Origin of the sequence: Intrasporangium sp. (assembly GCF_051961875.1) — a bacterium.
Lineage (GTDB): Bacteria > Actinomycetota > Actinomycetes > Actinomycetales > Dermatophilaceae > Intrasporangium_A.
Window position 1 is genome coordinate 1 of record NZ_JBQCCV010000098.1, and the last position, 24,882, is coordinate 24,882.

Sequence of the window (24,882 nt, forward strand, 5' to 3'; positions counted from 1 at the left end):
ACCTGCACCCCTTCGCCCCGGCGGACCAGACCGAGGGCATCCGCGCGCTCATCGGGCAGCTCGCCGACTGGCTCTGCGAGATCACCGGGTATGACGCCGTCTCCCTCCAGCCGAATGCCGGCTCCCAGGGTGAGTTCGCCGGGCTCCTCGCGATCCACGCCTACCACCAGGCCCGCGGCGAGGGGCACCGCCGGGTCTGCCTCATCCCGGCCAGCGCGCACGGCACCAACGCCGCCTCGGCCGTGATGGCCGGCCTCAAGGTCGTCGTCGTGAAGACGGCCCCGGACGGCAGCGTCGACATGGACGATCTCCGCGCCAAGATCGAGGCGAACCGCGACGAGCTCGCGGCGATCATGGTGACCTACCCCTCCACGCACGGGGTGTACGAGGACACCATCAGCGAGCTGTGCCGGCTCGTCCACGAGGCCGGCGGCCAGGTCTACGTGGACGGCGCGAACCTCAACGCGCTCGTGGGGCTCGCCGAGCCGGGCGAGTTCGGCGCGGACGTCTCGCACCTGAACCTGCACAAGACCTTCTGCATCCCCCACGGTGGCGGCGGCCCGGGCGTCGGGCCGGTCGCTGTCCGCGAGCACCTCGCGGCGCACCTGCCGAACCACCCGCTCGCCCCCGAGGCAGGGCCGAAGACCGGTGTCGGCCCGGTGTCGGCGGCGCCATACGGCTCGGCGCTCATCCTGCCCATCTCGTGGGCCTATATCCGGCTCATGGGCGGCGCCGGTCTGCGGCACGCGACCCAGGTCGCGGTGCTGTCCGCCAACTACATCGCGGCTCGACTGCGCGACCACTACCCGGTGCTCTACTCGGGTGATGACGGGCTCGTCGCCCATGAGTGCATCCTCGACCTGCGGGGGCTGACGGCCGAGACCGGCGTCAGTGTCGACGATGTCGCGAAGCGCCTCATCGACTACGGCTTCCACTCGCCGACGATGTCCTTCCCGGTGGCGGGCACACTCATGGTGGAGCCGACCGAGTCGGAGGACCTGCACGAGCTCGACCGGTTCTGTGACGCGATGATCGCGATCCGCGAGGAGATCGCCGCGGTCGGCCGTGGCGAGGTTCCGGCAGCCGACAGCGTGCTGCGCCATGCACCGCACACCGCCCGTGACCTCGCGGGGGAGTGGGACCACGGCTACGACCGGGCCGCCGCCGTCTTCCCCGCCGGAGTCGTGCCGGGCGACAAGTACTGGCCGCCGGTGGGCCGGATCGACCAGGCCTACGGTGACCGCAACCTCATCTGCTCCTGCCCTGCCCCGGAGGCGTTCGAGGACTGATCGAGGCCGTTTGGCGCCCCGCCGCGGCGTAGTTGTCGCGCCGGGCCGCGCTTTGTGATTGTCTCGGGGCGTGGGCACCGACGTCGAGCAGGCCAGGTACACACGGGAGCAGCGGCAGCGCTACAGGGAGAAGGTGCGCCGCGACCTCGACGTGTTCGAACGGATGCTGAGCCACAGCCATTTCGAGTTCGACCGACCCATGACCGGTCTCGAGATCGAGCTGAACCTCGTCTCCGACGACCTCGGCCCGAAGCTCGACAACAAGAAGGTCCTCGAGCAGATCGCCGACCCCGATTACCAGACCGAGCTGGCGCGCTACAACATCGAGCTCAACGTGCCGCCCCGGCCGCTGCCGGGTGACTCCGCGCTCGAGCTCGAGTCACACCTGCGCGGTTCGCTCAACCAGGCGGCGGAGCGCGCGGCCGAGCTTGGCGTCGGCATCGTCGCGATCGGCATCCTGCCCACGGTCATGCCCGACCACTTCGCCGGTGACTGGATCAGCGAGAACATCCGCTACTCGGCCCTCAACAACGCGGTGCTCGAGGCGCGGGGCGAGGACGTCTGGCTCGAGATGGAGGGGCCGACGGGCGAGCGGATTGCGCGCTACTCCGACTCGCTCGCACCGGAGTCGGCCTGCACCTCGATCCAGCTGCACTTGCAGGTCCAGCCCGAGCGGTTCGCCGACCACTGGAACGCCGCCCAGATCATCGCCGGCCCGCAGCTCGCCCTCGGGGCCAACTCGCCGTTCTTCCTCGGCCAGCGGCTCTGGGCTGAGACCCGTATCCCGCTCTTCACCCAGGCGACCGACACGCGCTCCGTCGAGCTCAAGGCTCAGGGCGTCCGCCCCCGAGTCTGGTTCGGGGAGCGGTGGATCACGTCGATCTTCGACCTGTTCGAGGAAAACGTCCGCTACTTCCCCGCCCTGCTGCCAGAGCTCTCCGAGGAGGAGCCCGAGGCGGTCTTCGAGCGGGGGCAGGTGCCGGCGCTGAAGGAGCTGCGCCTGCACAACGGCACGGTCTACCGGTGGAACCGGCCGATCTACGACATCGTCGGGGGACGGCCACACCTCCGTGTCGAGAACCGGACGCTGCCGGCCGGCCCGAGCATTGCAGACGTGATGGCCAACGCCGCTTTCTACTACGGGACGGTGCGGGTGCTCGCCGAGGAGGACCGCCCGGTGTGGACCCAGATGAGCTTCTCGGCGGCAGAGGAGAACTTCGAGGAGGGGGCCCGGCTCGGCATCGACGCCCGGACCTACTGGCCCCGGCTCGGTGCTGTCCCCGCGACCGAGCTCGTACTCCGTCGCCTGCTTCCGATGGCACACGAGGGGCTGAGCCGGTGGGGCGTCTCGCAGGCGGTCCGGGATCGCTTCCTCGGCATCATCGAGCAACGGTGTGTCCAGGGCGTCAACGGCGCGTCCTGGCAGGCCGAGTGCGTGGCTCGGCTCGAGGCCCGCGGCCTGACCCGGGACGACGCGCTGCGCGAGATGCTGCGCGCCTACATCGAGGGGATGAACGCCAACGAGCCGGTCCACACCTGGGACCTCCCCCGGGCGTAGGTGGCGCTGGGCAGGGGCGTGCCCTCACCGCTGTCGGAAGAGCCGCCAGGGGGAGATGTTGAAGGCCCCGATGCACCGGGTCTCGCGATGATGGGTGAGCACGCTCATCGAGCCGGCGTCCATGACGAGCTGGGCCCCGAAATGCGGGTCGACCTGCAGGTAGGTCGCCGCGAGCACCCGGAGGGCATGTCCGTGCCCGAAGAGCGCCACATCGCCGCGTTCCAGAGCCGGCCAGGCCTTGTCGATGACCTGCTCGCACCGGTCGGCGACCTCGTCGAGCGTCTCCCCGGGCGTTGCTCCCGGGACGACCCCGTCCTCGAACAGCTCCCATCGGTGGCCCAGCTCGGCACTGATGTCCGCGGTCGTGATCCCCTCGTAGGCGCCGTAGTCCCACTCGCGCAGCAGTGGCTCGACCTGGAAGTCACCGAGCCCGGCGAGCTCGGCCGTCCGCTTGGCCCGCTGGAGGGGCGAGACGAGGACCTCCTCGAACTGGTGTCCCCGGAGGATCTCGGCGAGCTCGCGGGCGGCCTGCTCACCCTCGGGAAGGAGGGGCAGGTCCGTGGTGCCGGTGTGCTGACCCGTCAGCGACCACTCGGTCTCGCCGTGCCGGAACAGGTAGAGGTTGCCGGGGACGACACCGTCGGGCTGGGGCATGCGCCCAATCTAGACCCGCCACGAGACCGGGCGGTGGCGCTCGAGGGCTCGTGCGGCAGACTGCCGACATGGACCTGCGCTACCGCCTGCTCAACGTCTTCGCCATCGAGGGGCAGCCCTTCTCGGGCAACCCGCTGTGCGTCTTCGAGGATGCCGCTGGGCTCGGCGACGACGAGATGCTCGCCTGGGCACGGCAGTTCAACCTCAGCGAGACGACGTTCGTCACGGCACTCGACGGCGACGAGGCCGCCGGGCAGGTGCGGATCTTCACCCCCGGCTACGAGATGCCTTTCGCCGGTCACCCCACTCTCGGCACGGCCCACGTACTGGCCGACCTGCTCGCGGATGGGGGAGCGCGACCCGACGCGGTCACCCTGAGGCTGCCGGCCGGCGACTTCCCGGTGGCCCGCACGCCTGACGGGTGGCGGCTGCAAGCACAGGCACCGCGGGTTCGAGACGCGGACGCCAGCCCGGCTGAGCTCGCGGCCGCCCTCGGACTGGATCCGGAGAAGGTCTGTGAGGGGGATGCCCAGTGGGTCACGACGGGCGTCGAGCAGCTCCTCGTACGCGTCACCGACGTCAACGCGGTGCGCGCCGCCGTCCCCGACGTCCCGCTCCTCGAGCGCTACGCGACGTCCGAGACGGGCTCTCCGCAGGTCTACGTCTGGGCCTGGACCGGCGACGATTCTGTCGAGGTGCGCCTCTTCGCGGTGAGCGGCAGCTGGGTGGACGAGGACCCGGCGACCGGCTCGGCGTGCGCGAACCTGGGCGGCTGGCTGGTGTCCCGCGGCCGTCGCGACCTCGCCGTCACGGTCATCCAGGGAGCCGCCGTCGGTCGTCCCTCCCGGCTGCACTTGACCGTCGACGGTGCCGGAACGATCTTCGTCGCAGGCCGGGTCGAGGAGGTCGGCGGCGGCACCCTCAGGGGTTGACCCGGGAGCGCCGCACGAGCTCGAAGCACACGACCGCGGCCGCGGCCGCGACGTTGAGCGACTCGACGCCGCCCGACATCGGGATCGAGACCCACTGGTCGACGAGCGAGCGGACCTCCTCGCCATGGCCGGCTGTCTCGCTACCCAGCACGAAGGCGACGCGGCTGGGCAGCTCGGCCCTGAACAGGTCCGCCTGCCCCGCGGCATCGAGGCCGACGACGTGGAACCCTGCCTCACGCAACAGGCCCACCGCCTCCGCCGCGGTGAACGCCTTGAGGATCGGTGCCCGGAAGGCGACCCCGGCCGACGCCTTGACGACGAGCGGGTCGAGGGACGCGACACCGCGCCTCGGCACGACGATGCCGTCGACCCCGGCCGCGGTGGCCGAGCGGATGATCATCCCGACGTTCGCGGGGGTCGTGATCCCGTCGAGGACGAGCACCGTGGCGAGGCCACCGTCCGCGACGGCCCGGTCCAGTGGCCGCATCCGGGGCGCGACGACGTCGGCGAAGACGCCCTGGTCCTGGCGGCCGTTGCCGGCCAGCTTCTTCACCCGTTCCACAGACGCTCGCTGCACCGGCACACCACGCCGGCCCGCAGCCTGCTCGATGTCGCGGACCGCGCCACCGCGGGCGCCGTCGGCGATGACGACCTTGTCGACGGTCAGTTCGTCGTCGAGGAGGACTTCGTGCACGGGGTTGCGTCCGTAGACCGTGATGAAGCGGTCCTTGGGGGAGATGTCGGCGCTCACGGCGTCAGGATGGCACAGCCCGAGGAGACGTATGCCACCCATCCGGCTGGGCGGCATACGTGAGGCATACGTGACCTGTCGGGAGGGGAATGCGCGGGGAGGGGACTGCGTTTGGTAAGTTGAATCGTCAACAAACTAGGGACTGGGACACGACATGCAATTCGGGATCTTCACGGTGGGCGACGTCACGACCGACCCCACGACGGGCCGCACCCCCACCGAGCAGGAGCGGATCAAGGCGACCGTCGCGATCGCGAAGAAGGCCGAGGAGGTTGGCCTCGACGTCTTCGCCACGGGCGAGCATCACAACCCGCCGTTCGTCGCGCCGGCGAACCCGACCGTGCTGCTCGCCAACCTGGCGGCCGTGACGGAGCGGATCATCCTGACAACGTCGACGACGCTCATCACGACGAACGACCCCGTGCGGCTCGCCGAGGACTACGCGTACCTGCAGCACCTGGCCGACGGCCGGGTCGACCTGATGATGGGCCGCGGCAACACGGGCCCGGTCTATCCGTGGTTCGGCAAGGACATCCGTGAGGGCATCCCGCTCGCGATCGAGAACTACGCGCTGCTGCACCGGCTGTGGCGGGAGGACAACGTCGACTGGCAGGGCCGTTTCCGCACCCCGCTGCAGGGCTTCACCTCGACCCCGCGCCCGCTCGACGGCGTGCCACCGTTCGTCTGACACGGCTCGATCCGCAGCCCGGAGATCGCCGAGCAGGCCGCGTACTACGGCGACGGCTTCTTCTCGAACCACATCTTCTGGCCGGCGAGCCACACCAAGCAGATGGTCGCGCTCTACCGGCGCCGGTTCGAGCACTACGGACACGGCAGCGCCGACCAGGCCATCGTCGGCCTCGGCGGGCAGGTCTTCATGCGCAGCAACAGCCAGGACGCGATCCGCGAGTTCCGGCCGTACTTCGACAACGCGCCGGTCTACGGCCACGGCCCCTCGCTCGAGGAGTTCATGCGCCAGACGCCGCTCCTCGTGGGCAGCCCCCAGCAGGTCATCGAGGCGACCCTCGGCTACCGCGACTACGTCGGCGACTACCAGCGCCAGCTCTGGCTCTTGGACCACGCGGGGCTCCCGCTCAAGACCGTCCTCGAGCAGCTCGACATCCTCGGCGAAGAGGTCGTCCCGGTGCTGCGCAAGGAGTTCGCCGCGCTCAAGCCGGCCCACGTGCCCGACGCACCCACGCACGCCTCGCTCGTCGCCGCCGCGGGTGGCGGTCACGACGCCACCGTCTATGCAGCCGCCGACGACGTGACCGGCGCCTCGCCGGAGCCGGCGGATTCGACCACGAAGGAGAACGTCCGATGACCACCCGCATCGCCGTCATCACGGCCGGCATCACCGAGCCGTCCTCGACACGCCTGCTCGCGGATCGGCTCGCCGAGACGACCGTCGCCGCGCTCGGCGGGCCCGGGGCCGCGGCCGTCGACGTGATCGACGTGCGCGACATCGCTCACGACGTCACGAACAACGTGCTGACCGGCTTCGCCTCCCCGGCGCTGCAGGAGCGGCTCGACGCGATCGTCGCGGCGGACGCCCTCATCGTGGCGACGCCGATCTACACCGCGTCATACAGCGGGCTGTTCAAGATGCTGATCGACGTGCTGCCCAAGGACTCCCTCCGCGACAAGCCCGTCCTGCTCGGCGCAACCGGTGGGACCGCCCGGCACTCACTGGCGATCGACCACGGCCTGCGGCCGCTCTTCGCCTACCTCGGCGCCCTCGTCTCCCCGGTCGCGGTGTTCGCCGCGTCGGAGGACTGGGGGAGCACCGAGGCGGGCCACCTCGGCCAGCGGATCGAGCGTGCGGGGGCTGCCTTCGCCCGGCTCCTGACCGGGGCGCCCGCCCCTACGCAGGTCGACCCGTTCGACCAGGTGACACCGTTCGAGGCGCTCCTCGCCGACGTGACCGGCGTCGCCTGACCCACTGCCGACATCCCTTCTGCCTCTACTGCCTCTGCGAACGGACCGCTCGTGGTCGGACTGGTCGGTATACCGACCGGCTCGACCACCAGCGGTCCGTTCGTGTCTGTGGGGGTCGGTCAGCTGGGGCCGAGCTCGAGCTGGTCGATGACGAGATCCGCGATGGCGAGCGACGCGGTGGCCGCCGGTGAAGGCGCATTGCGCACCGAGAAGACGTTGCCGACGCGACTGAACCGGAAGTCGTCCACCAGCGTGCCGTCCGCATCCATGGCCTGGGCCCGCACCCCGGCCGGAGCGCGGACCACGTCCGAGGGGGTGATCTCGGGGACGTAGCGCCGGGCCGCCGCAATGAACGCCCGACGGTTGAGCGAACCCCACATCTCGCGGACCCCAGTCGCCGCGTTCGCCTTGGCGAAGGTGCGGAACCCCTTGAACGACAGCAGCTCTCGCAGCTCGCGACCCTCGAGGTCGTGGCGCAGGTATCCCTCGCGCGACAGGGCGAGCACGGCGTTGGGGCCGAGCAGGACGTTGCCGTCGACGCGCTTGGTGAGGTGGACCCCCAGGAAGGGGTAGCGCGGGTCCGGTACGGGATAGATCAGGCCCTTCACGAGGTGCCGGGCGCTCGGCACGAGCTGGTGGAACTCCCCCCGGAAGGGGACGATCCGCGGGAACTGCGAGTCGCCCGCCAAGCTCGCCAGGCGGTCGGTGTGCAGCCCCGCCGCGATGACGAGCCGGTCGGCCTCGACCACGTCACCGCCCGACGAGGTCACCCGGGTCGGGGGGCCGGTCGAGATCGCCTCGACCTCGAACCCGGTCCGCAGCTGCGCGCCGTGGTTGCACGCGTCCTCGAGGAAGGCCGCGGCGATCCGGCCGAAGTCGACGATGGCCGTGGTGGGGGAGTGCAGCCCGGCCCGACCCTGTACGTGCGGCTCGATCTCGGAGAGCTGCGAGGCGTCGAGCCACCGCACACCCGGCACCCCGTTGGCGAGGGCCCGCTCGTGGATCCGGGCGAGGCGGCTCTCGTCACCGGCGTCGAGCGCGACGAGGACCTTGCCGACCTCCTCGTACGGCAGGCCCCTGACCCGGCAGTAGTCGCGCAGCCGGCGAACGCCCTCGCGGGAGAGGCGGGCCTTGTCGGAGCCGGGCTGGTAGTACAGGCCTGCGTGGACCACACCACTGTTGCGGGAGGTCTGGTGCAGGCCCGGCTCGGGCTCCTTCTCGAGCACCGTGACCATCGTGTCCCTCCGGCCCATGGCGAGGGCTCGGGCGATCGCGGCGCCGACGATCCCGGCGCCGACAACGACGACACGCTCCGCCCCCACGCGCTCACGGTAGCCCGTCTCCGAGGCTGTGGGGGCCGGACGGCTATCAGACCGGCGTCACTCGCGGCTGTTGTCCACACCCGAAGGGCCGGGCACGGCTCGTCCACAACCGGTGGTCGGCCCTGCTGCCGCGGTCGCCGGGCTGGAGCACAGTGGTCGGGACAGAAGGGAGTGCGCAATGTCCAACGTCATCCACCTGCTGACGGGCCGCCCCCTCCGTTCGCTTGACGAGGTGCTCCCGTTCCCCGGGGAGTGCCTACCGTGCTTCGTCGGGCGGATGGTGGGAAGCCAGGGGTGCTCGGGCGGGCTCGGCTGGGTCGAGCAGTTCCGGATGCACCGTGCCAAGCGGGCGTCGGCGCTGACCCGCCGGCTCGCCGCTCAGGGCGCCCTGTGCGACTGCACCCTCACCGACGTCGTATGGCGCCTCAGCCCTGGGCTGTGGGAGTGGACGGCCGACGGCCGGCTGTTGCCCCCGGCCGAGGCGCCACCGTGCGTGGGCGTGCGGCCGAACTCGGCCCAGCCGTGCCGGCACTGGGTGTCGGCCGACGAGCTGGCCATGTGACCGCTCGGGTCCGATCCGGGTGCTTCGCGTCACGCTGCCTGACATTCGTGACCCGAGACGGTGACCGGCGTCCCCGGGCGGCCATGACAGGGTGTGCCCATGGCGAGGTATTTCGATGTCCATCCCGTCGACCCGCAGCCGCGTGCGATCCGGCAGGCCGTCCAGATCCTCCGGGAGGGCGGCCTCATCGCCTATCCCACCGACTCGTGCTTCGCGCTCGGCTGCTCGCTCGACAACCGGGAGGGCAAGGAGCGCATCACCCGCATCCGACATCTCGACGACAAGCACCACTTCACGCTGGTCTGCGCGGACTTCGCCCAGCTCGGGCAGTTCGTCCACCTCGACAACGCGGTGTTCCGCGCGGTCAAGGCGGCCACCCCCGGGCCCTACACCTTCATCCTTCCGGCCACCCGCGAGGTCCCCAAGCGGCTGCTCCACCCGAAGAAGAAGACCGTCGGGGTCCGGATTCCCGAGCACCCCGTGGTCCGGGCTCTGCTGGAGGAGATGGGCGAGCCGATCCTCTCGAGCACGCTTCTCCTGCCCGACATGGACGACCCGCTGACAGACGGCTGGACCATCAAGGAGGAGCTCGACCACAGCGTCGACGCTGTCATCGACTCTGGCGAGTGCGGCGTCGAGCCGACGACGGTCGTCGACTTCAGCGACGGCGTCCCCGAGGTCGTCCGGGTGGGCGCCGGCGACCCTGACCCCTTCGAATGACCGGCCAGGCCTCACATCTCTTCGTGGGTGTCGGGGTCCCCGTCGAAGAGCCGCCCATCCGCGTGCCCCAGGGCAGTGATCGCGGCCATCTCGGCGTCGGTGAGCTCGAAGCCGAGAAGGTCGAGGTTGGCTCCTTGCCGCTCCGGGCTGGCCGACTTCGGCAACGGGACCGACCCGAGCTGCAGGTGCCACCGGAGGATCACCTGTGCCGGCGTCACCTCGTGGGCACGGGCCGCGTCCGCCACGGCAGGCTCCCCGAACGGCGCGTTCCGCTTGCCCAGTGGGCTCCATGCCTCGGTCCGGATGCCGAGTCGGTTGTGCACCTGCCGCATCTGCTCCTGAGGGAACCACGGGTGCAGCTCGATCTGGTTCACGGCCGGGACGACGCCGGTGGCGTCGATGACGTTCGCGAGGTGCTCCTCGGTGAAGTTGCTGACGCCGATGGTCCGCACGAGCCCGTCCTGCTGCGCCTGGACGAGCGCCCGCCACGCCTCGACGTAGAGGCCGCGGCTGGGGTTGGGCCAGTGGATCAGGGCGATGTCGATCTGCTCGAGACCGAGCAGCTGAGCGGAGTCTCTGAGCGAACCGAGCGCCAGCTCGTAGGCGTGGTGCCGCCCGGGGATCTTCGTCTCGACGAGGATCTCGTCGCGGGGCACCGCACTGCGCTGCACCGCCTCGCCGACCTCGCGCTCGTTGCCGTAGTTGACGGCGGTGTCGAGCAGGCGGTAGCCGAGGTCGAGCGCTGACACGATGGCATCGACTGCCTTGTTCCCCTTGAGGGGGTAGGTGCCGAAGCCGAGGACGGGCAGGCGGGTGGCGTCGTTGAGCTCGAGGGTGGGCAGCGTGGTCACGGGCTTCACGGTATGCCGCTCAGCCCGGTGCCGCTCAACCGGATCCACTCACCGTGCGAGTCGCAGGTGCCGTAGGACTCGGCAGTCAGCTCGTGACCACCGCGCCACCGGCGGGCGCCGAGGACGGTCGGGTCCGGCTCGACCGGCGTTCCGTCGAGCGCCGGCAGCCCGGGAACGCAGCCGCTGGGCTCGGCCGTCACCCAGCTGATGGCCGGCAGGTCGGACGCCAACCTGGCGAGTACCTGGGCGACCTCACCGCGGCGTGATCGCCTCACATAGGTCAGCGCCCACGAGCTGAAGACGATGAGGTGGATCTCCCCTCGAGGGAGGGCTCGTGCCTGGGCCAGCGCGGACTCGATCGTAGGCCCGAGGTCGTCGACCATGTCGCCCGCCAGCAGCGGGGGAGGGTCGCGGCGCAGCAGCTCGATGGCCGATCGGAACCGCTCGATCCGCCCGGGGCCGTCGGGCCACAGGCATGCCTCGAGCCACCGCACGGCGTCCTCGTCGTCTGTGTCGATGGGCGCGACGTCCAGGCCGACTCGCCCGGCGACGGGCGGCAGCGCGAGGGCGGGGAGCGGGGCGGGAGAGCGGTCCTGGCCCTCGCAGGTGACAGGCGAGTCCGGGTCGCCGACGACGAGCTTCATCCCGCGCCGGTGCAGCTCGACCCGATAGCGGTCGGCCTGAAGGAGCAGGCCCGCGCTCGCCCCGAGCTCGACGAGGACGGTCGGTGTCGAGGGAACATCTCGTGCGGCGAGCGCGAACGCCGTGACGATGTACACGGCCCGGTTCACCTCGTTCGTCTGGGTACGGCGCGTCGCGATCGTCTGTCGCAGCTCGTCGGCGTGGCCGAGGATCGTCGCCCGCGCGTCGGGCCACGGATCTCCGGTCGGGACGGCCTCGCGCCCGACCACGCTGGAGTACCAGCGAGCCGCGGGCACACTGGGGTCGCGCAGCACGAGGTCGTGAAGGGCGGCGAGGAAGAGCACGGGCCGGGCCTGCCCGGGCTGCGCAGCGAGGAGGAGCGACGCCGTCTCGGGATCCTCGGCGAGCCCCCTGCAGAGCGCCCCGTACAGGGTCAGGTGCCGGCGGCCCTCGGCGAAGCGGGCGAAGTGCGCCTGCGCCTCCCGCAGGTCACTCGCCTCGATCGTGTCAGGGGCCTCGGTGGCGTCGGGCGGCGGGCTCGTCACCCAAGCAAGACTAGGTGGCTCACCCGCGCTCGAAGAGCTTCCTTCCGTTGAGGCGACAGAGTCGTCCGTGCGTCAGCGCGTGTCACTCATGGCCTCGGTGAGGATGTGTCCGACGTCGGGGAAGCGGGCTGGGTCTTCGGCGGAGTAGTTGAGCCGGATGTAGGGGCCCGAGGGTTCGGCGGGGAACCATTCGGTGCCCGGGGCGATGATCAGGCCGCGGGACTCGCATTCGCGCACCAGGTGGTGGACGTCGGTCCCGTCCGGCAGCCGAGCCCAGAGGTTGAGCCCACCTCGGGGCAGCTGGTGTACGTGCACCTCTGGCGCGCCGTCACGAAGGCTTTGGGTGAGCAGGTCGCGACGCGTCTTGAGCTGGTGGCGCATGGTCCGCAGGTGGGTGCTCCATCCGGGTTGGCTGACGACGTCGAGTGCGGCTGCTTGCAGCAGGCCGCTGACGTACATTGTCTCCGCGGCGCGGTCGGCCAGGATGCGGTCCCGTGCCGGGCCCCGCGCGATGACGGCGGCGACGCGTAGGGCCGGGGAGACGCTCTTGGTGAGCGAGCGCAGGTAGATGACGTGCCCGTCGTGGTCATGGCCGATGAGGGGGCTGGGGTCGGCGTCGATGCCCAGGTCGTGGGCCCAGTCGTCCTCGATGAGGAAGGCGTTTCTGGCGCGGACGATGTCCAGGACGGCCATCCCGATGTCGGGGGACCACTGCGCCCCAGTCGGGTTGGCGAAGTTCGGTTGGGCATAGAACGCTCGCGCTCCGGTGAGGACGAATGCGCGTTCCACCTCTTCGGGGTCGGGTCCGGTCGAGCCGCTCGGCACAGGGACGAGGACGACGCCGGCCTGTTCGGCCGCGAGGATGGCGCCCCAGTAGGTGGGTGACTCGACGACCAGGGGCTGCCCGGGACCGACCAGGGTGCGGAAGATGGAGCTGAGTCCGCTCTGGCTGCCGGCGATGATGAGGGCGTCTCGCGGGGAGGGTGCAGTGTGGCCGGGCTGGGTGGCGACTTGGCTGGCGAACCACGCCTGCAGCTCGGGCATGCCGCCGGCGGGTGAGCGGGTCAGCGCGGCGTCGGTGCGGGCGGTGCGGGCGATGGCGGCGCGCACCAGTCGTTCCGGCAGCAACTCGCGGGCTGGGTAGCCGGAGTGCAGCTGGATGGCGTCGGGGACCGAGGCGCGCTGTGTCGAGGAGAGAGTGCCGCCTCGGGAACGTGGCGTGCCGAGCGCGGCCGTCTGCCAGCCGAAGTCAGCTGGTTGTGCGGTGCGCACCGATCGGACGAAGGTGCCCACGCCTGGGCGGCTTTCCACGAGCCCCTGCGCGGCCAGCTGCCGCATCGCCTTCTGGACGGTGACCGGGCTGGCCCCGTACTGCGCCACCAGGGTGCGGGTCGACGGCAGTCGCGCCCCAGCTGGAGCCGTCTCCAGCCATGAACGAAGCGCCTCGACGATACGCCCCGCGCTATCGTGGTCCATGACTCAGCAGAGTAGCGCTATCGAACCATCGGTGCACCCGCTATCACAACCTCCGGCGCGGGCCGGTCTGGGATGGGGGCTGGTGGGGATCATGGCCTTCTCGTTCACGGTGCCGTTCACCCGGGTCGCGACCCATGACGGCTTGTCGCCGCTGTTCATCGGGTCCGGCCGCGCCGTCGTGGCGGCGGTCTTGGCCGCCGTCGCCTTGGCGGTGACCCGGCAGACCTGGCCCACGAGGCGTCACTGCGTGCGGTTGGCGGTCGTGGCCGGTGGTGTGGTGGCCGGGTTCCCGCTGCTCACCTCGTACGCGTTGAGGTCGGCGCCGGCCAGCCATGGGGCGGTGGTCATCGGCCTGCTGCCGGCGGCGACTGCCGTGATGGCGGTCCTGCGCGGCAACGAGCGGGTGTCGCGCGCATTCTGGGTGTTCGCCGCACTCGGAGCCGCCGCGGTGGTTGCGTTCGCTGCGCTGCAGAACGGCGGCCTGGGCGGCTGGCACTGGTCGGACGCGCTGCTGATCGGGGCCGTGCTCGCGGCCGCCATCGGATACGCCGAGGGCGGGCTGCTGGCGCGCGAGCTCGGGGCCTGGCAGACCGTGTCCTGGGCCCTGGTGCTCTCGGCCCCGCTGATGATCGGCCTGACCGTTGTCTCCGTCGTCGAGGAGGCCCCAACGGGGACGCCGATGCAGTGGCTCGCGTTCGCCTACCTGTGCGTCGTATCGATGTACCTGGGGTTCTTCGCCTGGTACCGCGGCCTGGCCATCGGGCCGATGGCCCAGGTCAGTCAGGTGCAGCTGGTGCAGCCGGTCCTCAGCATCCTGTGGGCGGCGTTGCTCCTGCGCGAGCAGGTGACGTGGCCCACGATCCTCGGTGGAGTGGTCGTCATCGCCTGCGCTCGCTTCGCCGTCCGGGCGCGCCTCGGCGGGAGCGGCACGCGCTAAGCCCGAGGGAAGCATGCAGGGCGACCTTGTCGTGCGGGGGTAGCGACATGAGCCGGAGGCCCTTGCCCTGGCCTGAGGTGCAACTCGCCTGCTGTTCGTCTAGCTGTGCCAAGCGGTTGATGGCGGACCGGGTGTGTGCTCCCCGTGATCTTCTCGCGAACGGGATCGGGGCGCTCATCGGCGCCCTCGTGCTGGCCGGGCTATCGCACTTCCCGAGGCAACGGCGGTCGGTGTTGGCGCGGGGGGACGCCAATGCGGTCGATCGACCCGACGCCTATTCTTCGGCTAGACGTCAAGGCGGTACCTGGGGAGGGACTTGCAATGGTCAGCAGCAGCCGAATGGCAACGGCTCAGCGAGCCGCTGAGAATCGGCGGGCCGCGGTTCGCAAGGACCGGCAGCGCAAACAAGTGGCCCCCGCCAACGTGATCACCGCGCAGATCTGCCAACTCACGAACCGGCAGCCGGCAGATGTCTGTGCCGGCACGGCGGTCATGTCGGCAGCGCCGTTGCTGGATGAGTAACACGGGTACGCCGAGGGAGCGGCTTGTCGGGCGGTCTGTGGCGGAGGGTGGAGACATGAGCCTGAGCGCGTGGCCTTGGCCGGAGGTGCAGGTCGCGTGCTGTGCGGCTCGCGTTCACGGCGAGGAGTACATCGGCGTGGCCCGCCACGATCTCGTCACGCCGGCCTCGGTGATGAAGGTCCTGGTCGCGCTGGCCGTCCTGACCGAGATCCATCACGGGCGACTCGACGGGTCGGCCGTGATCTCGCTGGACGCCGCCAAGCGTACGCCGGGACCGGTCGGCATCTCGCTGTTCGAGGACCCCGTCCGGATGAGCGTGCGCGACCTGGTCGTCTTGATGATGACGATCAGTGACAACGTCGCCACTGACGCCCTGTTCGATCTCGTCGGCCTCGAGACCGTCAACGCCACGACAGAGCGTCTCGGTCTGGCCGACACGCTCGTGACGAGCAACCTGAAGCACATGATCGACGCGGTGGCGATCGAGGCTGGCTTCAGCGACTACGCCCACCTCGTGAGACACGACCCAGCCGCCGACGGGCCACCGAGCGAGGACGATGTCCGTCGAGCGGTCGCGGCGTCGTCGGCGCTCGATCCGCGCCAAGGGTCGCGGACGACCCCTGCCGACATGGTGCGACTCCTACAGGCTCTCTGGACCGACAGAGCTGGCCCCCCTCCTGTCTGTGCGCGGTTGCGGGGACTGATGGGCCAGCAGCTCACACGCCACCGGATCGCCTCGGGCTTCGGTCCTGGCTTCGCGGTCGCGGCGAAGAGTGGTGGACTGATGGGCGTTGTCCGCAACGAGGTTGGCGTCGTCACGGACCGGGACGGCGCGGCATACGCTGTCGCCGTTTTCACACGCCGCCCATTCACCAGCACCGTCCCTCCGGCGCAGATCGACACAGCGATCGGCTCGGTCGCCAGGCAGCTGGTGCAGCAGCTTCGCTGACGAAGGCACGGTCGGGCCTTCGCCCGCCGTGCATCGGGGAGACTCCTTGAAATGACAGACCACCTTGCTCGCTCTGCCAAGGTGCCGTGTGCAGCCACCAGAAGCAGGCCCGCGCCAGTGAGTCATAGCGGCCCGGCGCGGCAGGTCCGGTGAAGGCTTCACGCTGATGAGGGGCGGCAAAGGCCCCGTGTCAGGGCCAGGGCGAGAGGGAGACCAGTCCGTGGAGTCACCACCTTGGGCACCTTCCGGGGCTTTCGGATCGCCCCATCGTTCTCGTGGGTCGCACCACTGCCGTCTCGTAGAGTCGAAACGTGGGGGACGACTGGAATGCGCCGCTGCCGGTCCGCCGGGTCGTGCAGTCGAGGGACGCGACACTGACGGCGGAGCAATGGCCCGCGACGCTGGCACCGATCGCGCAGATCCTCGAGCGCGGTCTTGACCTGGCCCGGGCCACCGTCGTCGTCGGCGAAAACGGGACCGGGAAGTCCACGTTCGTCGAAGCGGTTGCGATGGCATACGGACTCTCCTCGGAAGGTGGGTCGACGGGTGCGGAACACTCCACGAGGCCGACTGAATCGTCTCTGTCCGAGTCGATCTCGCTGGTGCGGGGGTTCGGCGCCTCGCGCTGGGGCTACTTCCTGAGGGCTGAGACCATGCACGGGCTCTTCACCTACCTGGAGAAGAACCCGCCGGCGCGGGGCGAGACGGCCTTCCATGAACTGAGCCACGGGGAGTCGTTCATCGCGATCCTCAACAGCAACCGCTTCACGGGCGAGGGGCTCTTCGTTTTGGACGAGCCCGAGGCCGGGCTCTCGTTCACTGCCCAGCTCGCCCTCGTGGGGGCCCTCATCCAGCTGGTGTCACAGCCCGGCGTGCAGGTGCTCATCGCGACGCACTCGCCCGTCGTCGCCAGCCTCCCGGGCGCCAGGATCCTTGAGTTCGACTCGGAGGGTGTGCATGACCGGGCCTGGGAGGATCTCGACGTCGTGGAGCACCACCGCCGTTTCCTCGAGGCACCGGAGCGCTATCTGCGCCACCTGCGGTACTAGCGGCTGTGCCCTCGCTCACCCCTGACCGAGTGAGGCAGACGTCGGCGTGCAGAGTGGCAGGTCAGGGGCCCGGACCGCCATTGCTGTAGATGTGCATCGACGGGAGTCAGGTGACGGAGCGGGCTTCGACCTGTTGCTTGAGCCGGGCGAGGTTCGCGGGCATCTCGGCGCGCGCCTGTCGGCGCACGATCAGAGGCACCAGCACCCGCCCGATGCCGTGTCCCTCGAACTCGACGCCGATGGACAGTCGAGACCGGGACTCCGAGAGCGCCTCCACGGTGACGTCTACCCAGGCACGCACGGGCCCGTCGATGCCACGCACCGACCAGGCGTGTGGCGGGTCGAACCGGACGAGTTCTGAGGTGGACGGCCGTTCCGCGCCGCCGATGCGGCGCACCGTCAGGCACCGGTCGCCGAGTGCGGGTGTGCCGTTGCTTTCGAGTGCCCGCTCACCACACCCTGCTGCCACTCGTGGAACTTCGCCGGGTCGGTCGCGTACTGGAAGACCTCGGCCGGCGGCCGGTCCACCTCGAGGCTCACGGTGGTCATGCGGCTTCCTCCTCCATGACCCTGGCGTAGCGGGCGAGGTACAGCGGCCAGCCCCGCTCGTCGTCGACCCCGGAGCGCAACTGCGGCCAGCCGGGACCGTGACGGTCGAGGTGCCGGTGCTCGAGCTCGACGCGGGTGCGGTCCGGGCCCTCGGCGACGAACCTCACCTCGACCTCGCTGGCATTGTCAGGGTCGGCCTCCAGTTGCCAGGTCGGTGAGATGTCCCAGCTGAACACCACCCGTTCCGGCGGATCGAAGACCAGCACCCGCGCCCACCGGCACTCGCTGCCGTCCGTGCCCCGGTCGATGATGTGGCCGCCCACCCGCGGCTCGAAGGTCGTCGCGACGATGGGAGAGCCGAGCAGGTTGTGCTCGCGGGGTTTGATGGCGTCGAACCGCTCGGTGAATGCTGCGAACGCGCGCTCCGGAGGTCCCGGCACCACCACCTGGTGCCGCACCACCGGCGTCTCAGTAGCCTCGGTCATTCCTCCTCCTTCATGAGGTCCTCGAAGCCGGACATCGTCCGCCTCCAGAAGGTGTCGAGCTGATCGCGCAGCGCGGAAATTCCGGCCTCATTGAGTCGGTAGATCCGCCTGGTTCCCTCCGCCCGGTCGTCGACCAGGCCGACATTCTTGAGCACCTTCAGGTGCTGGGACACCGCGGGCTGCGTGATGGGCAGCAGCTGGGTCAGCTCGCCCACAGTGCGCTCGCCCTCTGCCAGTTCGGTCAGAATCGAGCGCCGGTTCCGGTCGGCCAACGTGGTCCATGCTGCGTCATCTGCATAAGTCATAACGAATGTAAGTTACGACCGATGAACGGTCGGGGTCAAGCACTCCACCGCTGGAGCAGGACCATGACCTCGTGGTGCGTCGTCTGCGGGAACATGTCGAACAGCCGGGCGCCGACCGGTCTGAGGCGCGGCATCGCCGCCAGGTCCCGGGCGAGGGAGTCGACGTTGCAGCTCGAGTAGACGACGTGGCGGACCGGCGAGCTGTCGAGCCAGCCGGCCAGGTCGGTACCGATGCCGCGGCGGGGCGGGTTCACCACGACGGCGTCGGGCACCTCCAGGCCACGGTGCACGAGGGTGGTCGCGTCACCGACCTCGAAACGGAGGTTCCCGGTGACCTGCCCCAAGGCCGCGAGGGAGGCGGCGGCCACCCGGGCGCTCTCGATGCCGTCTGGCGCGAGCTCCACGCCGAGCACCTCGTCGGGTGGCGGCGAGCCGGCGGTCGCACAGTGCAGCGCGAAGCCACCCACTCCGCAGTAGAGGTCCCACACGCTCCGCGGCGACACCGCCCCGAGCCAGTCGCGCGCCTGCCGGTAGAGCGCGGCCGCCACGGCCGTGTTGGTCTGGAAGAAGCTGTTCGGCCGGAGCTGCAGCGTCACGCCGCCCACGTCCATCGGCAGCAGCTCCCGGTCCGTGAGGACAAGCTCGAGGTCGCCCTCGAGGACCGCCTTGTGCTCCGGCTGGATGTTCATCGAGACCACTGCCACGGAAGGGATCTCGCGCTGGAGCGCGGGCAGGTGCTTGCGGAGCAGCGTCTCGTGTTTCCGGGACCGTGCGACGAACCGGACCATGAGCTCGTCGTCGGGGGAGTGGGTGACGATGAGGTGCTTGATCTCGCCACGCCGGCTTGCGACGTCATACGGCTCGAGGCGCACGTCGTCGACGAAGTCGGCGCGGAGCGGCAGCATCTCGCCGAGGCCCGCCTCGTACAGGCCGCACTCACGCAGGTCGACGCCGCCGCCGGTCGCGTCCAGGATCCCGATCGTCACGGCTCCGGGCCGCCCGCCGACGACGAGCTTCGCCTTGTTGCGGAAGTGGGCCTCGGCGCTCGCGACGGGCGGCAGCCACGCGGTCGACGCGACGGAGCCGGCCAGGGCTCGGGCGCACCGGTCCTGCTTGGCACGGAGCTGAGCGGCATACGGCTCGCCCATGAGGGTGCACGAGCGGCACCGGGCGGAGTCGAAGTAGGCGCACTGCATCGCGGTCAAGGGTAGGCGCCCGAGCCAGTTACGGCCCTCCGGGGCCGGGTACGCGCAGCTGGCACGAGACTCACCGAGCGAGGAGGATCGATCATGGGCGATGCCACCGAAGACCGCGCCAAGGCCGCACAGCTGCCCGAGGGCGACGTCATCCGGGTGCTGCTCGAGCAGCATGCCCGCATTCGCGAGCTTTTCGCCGACGTCAAGTCGGCCACCGGGGAGCACAAGCAACAGGCGTTCGACGAGCTGCGGGCGTTGCTTGCGGTGCACGAGACGGCCGAGGAGATGGTGCTGCGGCCCGTCTCGAAGGACGTGGCCGGCGAGGGCGTCGCGGACGCCCGGAACACCGAGGAGAAGGAGGCCAACAAGGTCCTTGCCCAGCTCGAGGACATGGACTGCGGGTCGGTCGAGTTCGACAGCCTCCTCGCGAGCTTCGAGACCTCGGTCTCGATGCACGCGGAGCAGGAGGTGAAGCAGGAGTTCCCGGCGATCCTGACGGGCTGCGACGCCGACAAGCGCCAGGACATGGGCAAGCGGATCAAGATGGCCGAGAAGATCGCGCCGACGCACCCGCACCCGTCCACAGCGGGCTCGACAACCGCGCAGTGGATGGTCGGGCCGTTCGCGTCCCTCGTCGACCGGACCAAGGACGCGCTGACACGCTCCGGAGGCGACTGACCCCATTCCGCAAGCGCGGCACCGACGAGCCGGTATGCCGCTCACCCCGCCCGCGCCAGGGGCGCCTCTCGCGCGTGGCCGGGCTGAGCGGCACACCTGTTCTCGCTCTTAGGATCGGGGGGTGACCGCAGGACCCGGCGAGCTGCAGCGGCGGCTCGGTGTCGGCGACGCCGTCGTCATCGGGCTCGGGTCGATGGTCGGAGCGGGCATCTTCGCGGCGCTCGGTCCGGCGGCGCAGGCGGCAGGCCCCGGGCTGCTCGTCGCGCTCGGCGTGGCAGCGGTCGTCGCCTACTGCAACGCGACGTCGTCGGCGCGGCTCGCCGCCCTGTACCCGGCGTCTGGGGGGACTTACGTCTACGGGCGCCAGCGGCTGGGGGAGTTCTGGGGCTACCTTGCCGGGTGGGGGTTCGTCGTCGGCAAGACCGCCTCGTGCGCGGCGATGGCGCTGACCGTGGGGCTCTACGTCTGGCCCCCGCACGCCCACGCGGTTGCGGTGGGTGCCGTCGTCGCGCTGACCGTCGTCAACTACCTCGGCGTCCAGAAGTCTGCCTGGCTGACGCGGCTCATCGTGGCCGTCGTCCTTGGGGTGCTCGCCGCCATGGTCGTGGGGCTGCTGGCCTCAGGCGCCGAGCATGCGGAGAACCTTTCGCTGACAGGCGGACTCGCGGCCCATGGGGTGTTGCAGGCGGCCGGCATCCTCTTCTTCGCGTTCGCCGGCTACGCGCGGATCGCCACGCTGGGGGAGGAGGTGCGCGACCCGGCTCGGACGATCCCGCGTGCCATACCCACCGCCCTCGCGATCACCCTGCTCGTCTACGCCGCCGTCGCGGTGTCGGTGCTCTCGGTGCTCGGCGCGGACGGCCTGGCCCGTGCCGTCGCGCCGCTGTCGGACGCGGCGCGGGCCGCGGGGCTCGACTGGCTGGTGCCGATCGTGAGGGTGGGCGCCGCGGTGGCGGCCCTGGGGTCCCTGCTCGCCCTCATCCTCGGGGTGTCGCGGACGACGTTTGCGATGGCGCGCGACCGGCACCTGCCGCACGCCCTGGCGGCGGTGCACCCGCGCTTCGGTGTGCCGCACCGGGCGCAGCTGCTCGTCGGGTGTGTCGTCGCCGTGCTCGCGGCCTTCGCCGACCTCAGGAGTGCGATCGGCTTCTCGTCGTTCGCGGTGCTGACCTACTACGCAATCGCAAACGCGTCGGCCTGGACACTTGGGGAGGGCGAGGGACGCCCGCCCCGTGCTGTCTCGGTCGTCGGAGTGCTGGGCTGCGCGGCACTGGCGTTCTCGCTCCCCCTGGGGTCGGTGATTGCGGGCGGGACTGTTCTGGCCGTCGGCGCAGTCATCTACTGGGTCCGAGCGGGGCGATCCTAGGACGACTCGCCGAGCGCTCCATCCGCACGTGCTACGCCTCGGTGAGCCTCGCGCACACCCTGTCTAGGGGAGATCCGCGCCTCTGTGCTTGACCGGCCCACTCCTTTAGTTAAGGATAGGGCCGTATCCTTTACCAAAGGGGTTTGGATGGACTGGCCGAGCGTCCGTTTCGAGAATGTCGCCTGGACCTCACGCTTCGAGGGCCTCATGCCCGCCTCGCGCCGGCAGCGACGGGCCACCCCCGACACCTACTCGGTGGCCCACGTGCCCCACATCGCCGAGGTGCCCGTCTCGCTCGCCGGTGATGTCGCCGGCGACCTCGACGACGCGCAGCGCAGCCTCTCCGTCTTCGACGCCGGCGGCGGGGGAGAGGTGGCGCCCTTCGTGTCCGTGCTCCTTCGCTCCGAGAGCGCGGCGAGCTCGCAGATCGAGAACCTGACGTCGTCCGCTCGCGCACTGGCGGAGGCGGAGATCGGGGAGGGGGACCGGGCCAATGCCTCGGCCATCCTGGGCAACGTCCGGGCAATGCGTGCCGCGATCGACCTGGCAGGCGCGCTCGACGAGGCCGCCATCCTCGCGATGCACGCAGCATTGCTCCGCCAAGACCTCGGTCACGAGGCCGGAGCCTGGCGCTCGCAACCCGTGTGGATCGGGGGAACGGCCCACCACCCGTCGGGTGCGGCCTTCGTACCACCCCTCGCCGAGCACGTGCCCGGGCTGATCGCCGACCTCGTCTCGTTCATGGACCGGGACGATCTGCCGCCGCTCGCGTTGGCAGCCCTGGCACACGCGCAGTTCGAGACGATCCACCCGTTCACCGACGGGAACGGACGGATCGGTCGTGCCCTTTTGCACGCGATCCTTCTCAACACGGGAGCGGCCCGGCATGTCACGGTCCCCATCTCTGCAGGCCTGCTGGCAGCTCGGGACGAGTACTTCGCGGCCCTGACGGCATACCGGGAGGGTGACGTCGAGCCGATCCTGCGGAGCGTGGCCGAGGCCGCACGGGCCGGGGTCCTCGTGGGCCGGCACCTGGTCAGCCGACTCCGAGAGGTGCGCGAGGAGTGGGACGCCCGTTTGACCGTCCGCTCGGACGCCACGGTCCGGCGCGTCGCCGACCTGCTCCTGCGCCAACCCGTAGTGACCGCGCGCCTGGTCATCGACACGTGTGAGGTGTCCGCACCGACGGCGCAGACGGCGCTGCGGAGCTTGGGCGAAGCGGCTGTGCTCGTCGATTCAACCGGTCGCAGCCGGGGGCGCGTCTACCGTTCGCCCGAGGTGCTCGACGCCCTCGACAGCTATGCGGAAGCGATCGGTCGGCGCGTCGGGTGACGGGGAGCCGTGCCGTTGGGGGCTTGAAAAGCCGCGGCAACGTGCACCAGGGGGGAGACCGGGACAGATGGTCGTCAGGCGCATTCTGACATAATGTCGATTATCGGCGTTCCGCATAGGGCCCCTTGAGTACACTGCGAGCCCATGCAGGACCAGCAAACGGGGCGCGATTCATGGTCCACGTCGGTGTGTGGGCATATGGGACAGGCCGCGCCGTGAGTGAGCCGGCCGCAGCAGGCGGTAACGGGATCGTCGTGCTGACCGGGCCACCGTGTGCCGGCAAGTCATCGACGGCCCGGCTGCTCGCAGGCGCGTCGTCGCTCGGGCGCAGAAGCTGACCGGCCCTACTCGGCGCTCGACACGGCGCCGACATAGGCGGCGAGGTGCTGGCCGGTGAGGGTCGAGCGGTCCGCGACCAGCGCGGCCGGGGTGCCCTGGAAGACGATCCGACCGCCGTCGTGGCCGGCTCCGGGACCAAGGTCGATGATCCAGTCCGCGTGCGCCATGACCGCCTGGTGGTGCTCGATGACGATGACCGATCGGCCCGAGTCGACGAGCCGGTCGAGCAGGGCGAGCAGCTGCTCGACGTCGGCGAGGTGCAGTCCGGTCGTCGGCTCGTCGAGGACGAAGACACCGCCCTTGTCGCCCAGGTGGGTCGCGAGCTTGAGCCGTTGCCGCTCGCCGCCGGAGAGCGTCGTGAGCGGCTGGCCGAGCGTGAGGTAGCCGAGACCGACGTCGGCGAGGTGGGTCAGGACCTTGTGGGCCGCGGGTGTCTTTGCCTCACCGTCCGCGAAGAACGCGGCCGCCTCGTCGACGGACATCGCCAGGACCTCGCTGATGTCGCGGCCCCCGAGCTTGTAGTCGAGCACCGACGCCTGGAAGCGCCGTCCCTCGCACTCCTCGCACATCGTGGCGACGCCCGCCATCATGGCGAGGTCGGTGTAGACGACACCGGCGCCCTTGCACGTCGGGCAGGCGCCCTCGGAGTTGGGGCTGAACAGGGCCGGCTTGACGCCGTTGGCCTTGGCGAACGCCTTGCGGACCGGGTCGAGCAGGCCGGTGTAGGTGGCGGGGTTGCTACGCCGAGAGCCCTTGATGCCGGTCTGGTCGACCGTCACGACGCCGTCTCGCCCCGTGACCGAGCCGCCGATGAGCGAGCTCTTGCCCGAGCCGGCGACACCGGTGACGACGACCAGCTGGCCGAGCGGGATGTCGACGTCGACGTCCTGCAGGTTGTGCAGCGTGGCGCCGCGGACCTCGAGGGCGCCGGTGGCGGTCCGGACCGACTCCTTGAGCCGGGCCCGGTCGTCGAGGTGCCGTCCGGTCAGCGTGTCGCTGGCCCGGAGGCCGTCGATCGTCCCCTCGTAGACCACCTCTCCCCCGGCCGAGCCGGCACCCGGGCCGAGGTCGACGACGTGGTCGGCGATGGCGATCGCCTCGGGCTTGTGCTCCACGACCAGGACGGTGTTGCCCTTGTCGCGCAGCTGCAGCAGCAGTCCGTTCATCCGCTGGATGTCGTGCGGGTGCAGGCCGATCGTCGGTTCGTCGAAGACGTAGGTGATGTCGGTCAGTGACGACCCGAGGTGGCGAATCATCTTGGTGCGCTGGGCTTCTCCGCCGGAGAGCGTGCCGGAGGGGCGGTCGAGCGAGAGGTAGCCGAGCCCGATCTCGACGAACGAGTCCAGGGTCTCCCCCAGCGACGTCAGCAGCGGCGCGACGGACGGCTCGTCGAGTCCACGCACCCAGGCGGCGAGGTCGCTGATCTGCATCGCACACGCGTCGGCGATGCTGATGCCCTCGATCTTCGAGGACCGGGCTCCGGCGTTGAGCCGGGTGCCGTCGCACTCCGGGCAGATGGTGAACGTGACCGCCCGCTCGACGAAGGCCCGGATGTGCGGCTGCATCGCCTCGGGATCCTTCGACAGCATCGACTTCTGGATCTTCGGGATGAGGCCCTCGTACGTGAGGTTGATCCCCTCGACCTTGATCTTCGTCGGCTCCTTGTAGAGCAGGTTGTGCAGCTCGCGCTTGGTGTACTGGCGGATCGGCTTGTCCATGTCGAAGAACCCGGAGCCGCTGAAGATACGCCCGAACCAGCCGTCCATGCTGTAGCCCGGGATGGTGAGGGCACCTCCGCTCAGGGACTTGCTGTCGTCGTAGAGCGCCGTGAGGTCGAAGTCCTGCACAGTCCCGCGGCCCTCGCAGCGGGGGCACATGCCACCGGTGATGCTGAACTCGCGGCGCTCCCTGACCTGCTGGCCGCCCTTCTCGACG

General features: G+C 70.3%; 24 protein-coding genes and 1 pseudogene. 13 read left to right on the top strand and 12 right to left on the bottom strand.

Annotated elements, in window-relative coordinates; genetic code table 11:
• Positions 1–1,289: glycine dehydrogenase (locus ACTHJJ_RS05645; RefSeq protein ID WP_440301959.1), on the top strand; the 1,289-nt coding region annotated here is incomplete at its 5' end.
• A gap of 70 nt (positions 1,290–1,359) precedes the next feature.
• Positions 1,360–2,847 carry a glutamate--cysteine ligase gene (locus tag ACTHJJ_RS05650; RefSeq protein ID WP_440301960.1) on the top strand — a complete coding sequence of 496 codons (1,488 nt, stop codon included), beginning with the start codon at positions 1,360–1,362 and terminating at the stop codon, positions 2,845–2,847.
• Positions 2,848–2,871: 24 nt separating this feature from the next.
• Here the strand turns inward: ACTHJJ_RS05650 and ACTHJJ_RS05655 are convergent, their stop codons facing one another.
• Positions 2,872–3,501: a histidine phosphatase family protein gene (locus ACTHJJ_RS05655; RefSeq protein ID WP_440301961.1), complete on the bottom strand. Its 630-nt coding sequence runs from the start codon at positions 3,499–3,501 to the stop codon at positions 2,872–2,874.
• 68 nt (positions 3,502–3,569) lie between these two features.
• Here ACTHJJ_RS05655 and ACTHJJ_RS05660 point away from each other — a divergent pair, with 68 nt between their 5' ends.
• The gene (locus ACTHJJ_RS05660; protein WP_440301962.1) at positions 3,570–4,433 is read left to right on the top strand and encodes a PhzF family phenazine biosynthesis protein; all 864 of its coding nucleotides are present in this window, start codon (positions 3,570–3,572) and stop codon (positions 4,431–4,433) included.
• Here the strand turns inward: ACTHJJ_RS05660 and ACTHJJ_RS05665 are convergent.
• Entirely contained in the window at positions 4,423–5,184 is a 762-nt protein-coding gene (locus ACTHJJ_RS05665) for a TrmH family RNA methyltransferase (protein ID WP_440301963.1), read from the bottom strand. The genes ACTHJJ_RS05660 and ACTHJJ_RS05665 overlap by 11 nt on opposite strands.
• 154 nt (positions 5,185–5,338) lie before the next feature.
• Here ACTHJJ_RS05665 and ACTHJJ_RS05670 point away from each other — a divergent pair.
• Positions 5,339–6,508, top strand: a pseudogene (locus ACTHJJ_RS05670) (LLM class flavin-dependent oxidoreductase).
• Positions 6,505–7,122, top strand: a complete 618-nt coding sequence (locus ACTHJJ_RS05675; protein ID WP_440301964.1) for a CE1759 family FMN reductase — start codon at positions 6,505–6,507, stop codon at positions 7,120–7,122. The pseudogene ACTHJJ_RS05670 and the gene ACTHJJ_RS05675 overlap by 4 nt, the downstream one beginning before the upstream one ends.
• A gap of 119 nt (positions 7,123–7,241) precedes the next feature.
• Here the strand turns inward: ACTHJJ_RS05675 and lhgO are convergent, their stop codons facing one another.
• Positions 7,242–8,444, bottom strand: a complete 1,203-nt coding sequence (gene lhgO / locus ACTHJJ_RS05680) for an L-2-hydroxyglutarate oxidase (RefSeq protein WP_440301965.1) — start codon at positions 8,442–8,444, stop codon at positions 7,242–7,244.
• Positions 8,445–8,622: 178 nt separating this feature from the next.
• Between lhgO and ACTHJJ_RS05685 the strand changes: the two genes are divergently transcribed.
• Both ACTHJJ_RS05685 and ACTHJJ_RS05690 read left to right on the top strand, forming a co-directional pair.
• Positions 8,623–9,006: a DUF2695 domain-containing protein gene (locus ACTHJJ_RS05685; RefSeq protein ID WP_440301966.1), complete on the top strand. Its 384-nt coding sequence runs from the start codon at positions 8,623–8,625 to the stop codon at positions 9,004–9,006.
• Positions 9,007–9,105: 99 nt separating this feature from the next.
• Positions 9,106–9,726 carry an L-threonylcarbamoyladenylate synthase gene (locus ACTHJJ_RS05690; protein WP_440301967.1) on the top strand — a complete coding sequence of 207 codons (621 nt, stop codon included), beginning with the start codon at positions 9,106–9,108 and terminating at the stop codon, positions 9,724–9,726.
• 11 nt (positions 9,727–9,737) lie between these two features.
• On the opposite strand, the gene ACTHJJ_RS05695 is transcribed toward ACTHJJ_RS05690, so the two are convergent.
• The 3 genes from ACTHJJ_RS05695 to ACTHJJ_RS05705 form a co-directional block, all read right to left on the bottom strand.
• Positions 9,738–10,577: an aldo/keto reductase gene (locus ACTHJJ_RS05695; RefSeq protein ID WP_440301968.1), complete on the bottom strand. Its 840-nt coding sequence runs from the start codon at positions 10,575–10,577 to the stop codon at positions 9,738–9,740.
• Between the two features lie 5 nt (positions 10,578–10,582).
• Positions 10,583–11,764: a DUF2332 domain-containing protein gene (locus ACTHJJ_RS05700; RefSeq protein ID WP_440301969.1), complete on the bottom strand. Its 1,182-nt coding sequence runs from the start codon at positions 11,762–11,764 to the stop codon at positions 10,583–10,585.
• A 72-nt stretch (positions 11,765–11,836) separates the two neighbouring features.
• Positions 11,837–13,240 (bottom strand): PLP-dependent aminotransferase family protein, encoded by a 1,404-nt coding sequence (locus ACTHJJ_RS05705; protein ID WP_440301970.1) that lies wholly within the window; start codon positions 13,238–13,240, stop codon positions 11,837–11,839.
• On the opposite strand from ACTHJJ_RS05705, the gene ACTHJJ_RS05710 reads away from it, so the two are divergent.
• The 3 genes from ACTHJJ_RS05710 to ACTHJJ_RS05720 all read left to right on the top strand — a co-directional run bounded on the left by ACTHJJ_RS05710 (position 13,239) and on the right by ACTHJJ_RS05720 (position 16,697).
• A complete protein-coding gene (locus ACTHJJ_RS05710; RefSeq protein ID WP_440301971.1) occupies positions 13,239–14,177 on the top strand; it encodes a DMT family transporter in 939 nt (312 codons plus the stop codon). The genes ACTHJJ_RS05705 and ACTHJJ_RS05710 overlap by 2 nt on opposite strands.
• 577 nt (positions 14,178–14,754) lie before the next feature.
• Positions 14,755–15,648 (top strand): serine hydrolase, encoded by an 894-nt coding sequence (locus ACTHJJ_RS05715; RefSeq protein ID WP_440301972.1) that lies wholly within the window; start codon positions 14,755–14,757, stop codon positions 15,646–15,648.
• Positions 15,649–15,959: 311 nt separating this feature from the next.
• Positions 15,960–16,697: an AAA family ATPase gene (locus ACTHJJ_RS05720; protein ID WP_440301973.1), complete on the top strand. Its 738-nt coding sequence runs from the start codon at positions 15,960–15,962 to the stop codon at positions 16,695–16,697.
• Positions 16,698–16,803: 106 nt separating this feature from the next.
• Here ACTHJJ_RS05720 and ACTHJJ_RS05725 read toward each other — a convergent pair whose 3' ends face one another.
• From ACTHJJ_RS05725 to ACTHJJ_RS05745, 5 genes are all read right to left on the bottom strand, one after another.
• Positions 16,804–17,166 carry an SRPBCC family protein gene (locus ACTHJJ_RS05725; protein WP_440301974.1) on the bottom strand — a complete coding sequence of 121 codons (363 nt, stop codon included), beginning with the start codon at positions 17,164–17,166 and terminating at the stop codon, positions 16,804–16,806.
• Positions 17,097–17,246, bottom strand: a complete 150-nt coding sequence (locus tag ACTHJJ_RS05730; RefSeq protein ID WP_440301975.1) for a hypothetical protein — start codon at positions 17,244–17,246, stop codon at positions 17,097–17,099. Before ACTHJJ_RS05730 ends, ACTHJJ_RS05725 begins: the two co-directional genes overlap by 70 nt.
• Positions 17,243–17,731 (bottom strand): SRPBCC family protein, encoded by a 489-nt coding sequence (locus ACTHJJ_RS05735; protein ID WP_440301976.1) that lies wholly within the window; start codon positions 17,729–17,731, stop codon positions 17,243–17,245. Before ACTHJJ_RS05735 ends, ACTHJJ_RS05730 begins: the two co-directional genes overlap by 4 nt.
• Positions 17,728–18,003 carry an ArsR/SmtB family transcription factor gene (locus tag ACTHJJ_RS05740; RefSeq protein WP_440301977.1) on the bottom strand — a complete coding sequence of 92 codons (276 nt, stop codon included), beginning with the start codon at positions 18,001–18,003 and terminating at the stop codon, positions 17,728–17,730. Before ACTHJJ_RS05740 ends, ACTHJJ_RS05735 begins: the two co-directional genes overlap by 4 nt.
• 68 nt (positions 18,004–18,071) lie before the next feature.
• Positions 18,072–19,232, bottom strand: a complete 1,161-nt coding sequence (locus ACTHJJ_RS05745; RefSeq protein ID WP_440301978.1) for a methyltransferase domain-containing protein — start codon at positions 19,230–19,232, stop codon at positions 18,072–18,074.
• Positions 19,233–19,325: 93 nt separating this feature from the next.
• On the opposite strand from ACTHJJ_RS05745, the gene ACTHJJ_RS05750 reads away from it, so the two are divergent.
• From ACTHJJ_RS05750 to ACTHJJ_RS05760, 3 genes are all read left to right on the top strand, one after another.
• Positions 19,326–19,910 (top strand): hemerythrin domain-containing protein, encoded by a 585-nt coding sequence (locus tag ACTHJJ_RS05750; protein WP_440301979.1) that lies wholly within the window; start codon positions 19,326–19,328, stop codon positions 19,908–19,910.
• A 121-nt stretch (positions 19,911–20,031) separates the two neighbouring features.
• Complete coding sequence (locus ACTHJJ_RS05755) at positions 20,032–21,276, top strand: APC family permease (protein WP_440301980.1); 1,245 nt, start codon at positions 20,032–20,034, stop codon at positions 21,274–21,276.
• A gap of 147 nt (positions 21,277–21,423) precedes the next feature.
• Positions 21,424–22,608 carry a Fic family protein gene (locus tag ACTHJJ_RS05760; RefSeq protein ID WP_440301981.1) on the top strand — a complete coding sequence of 395 codons (1,185 nt, stop codon included), beginning with the start codon at positions 21,424–21,426 and terminating at the stop codon, positions 22,606–22,608.
• Positions 22,609–22,952: 344 nt separating this feature from the next.
• Here the strand turns inward: ACTHJJ_RS05760 and ACTHJJ_RS05765 are convergent.
• Positions 22,953–24,882, bottom strand: a 1,930-nt coding sequence (locus tag ACTHJJ_RS05765; RefSeq protein ID WP_440301982.1) for an ATP-binding cassette domain-containing protein, incomplete at its 5' end; no start/stop codon positions are given.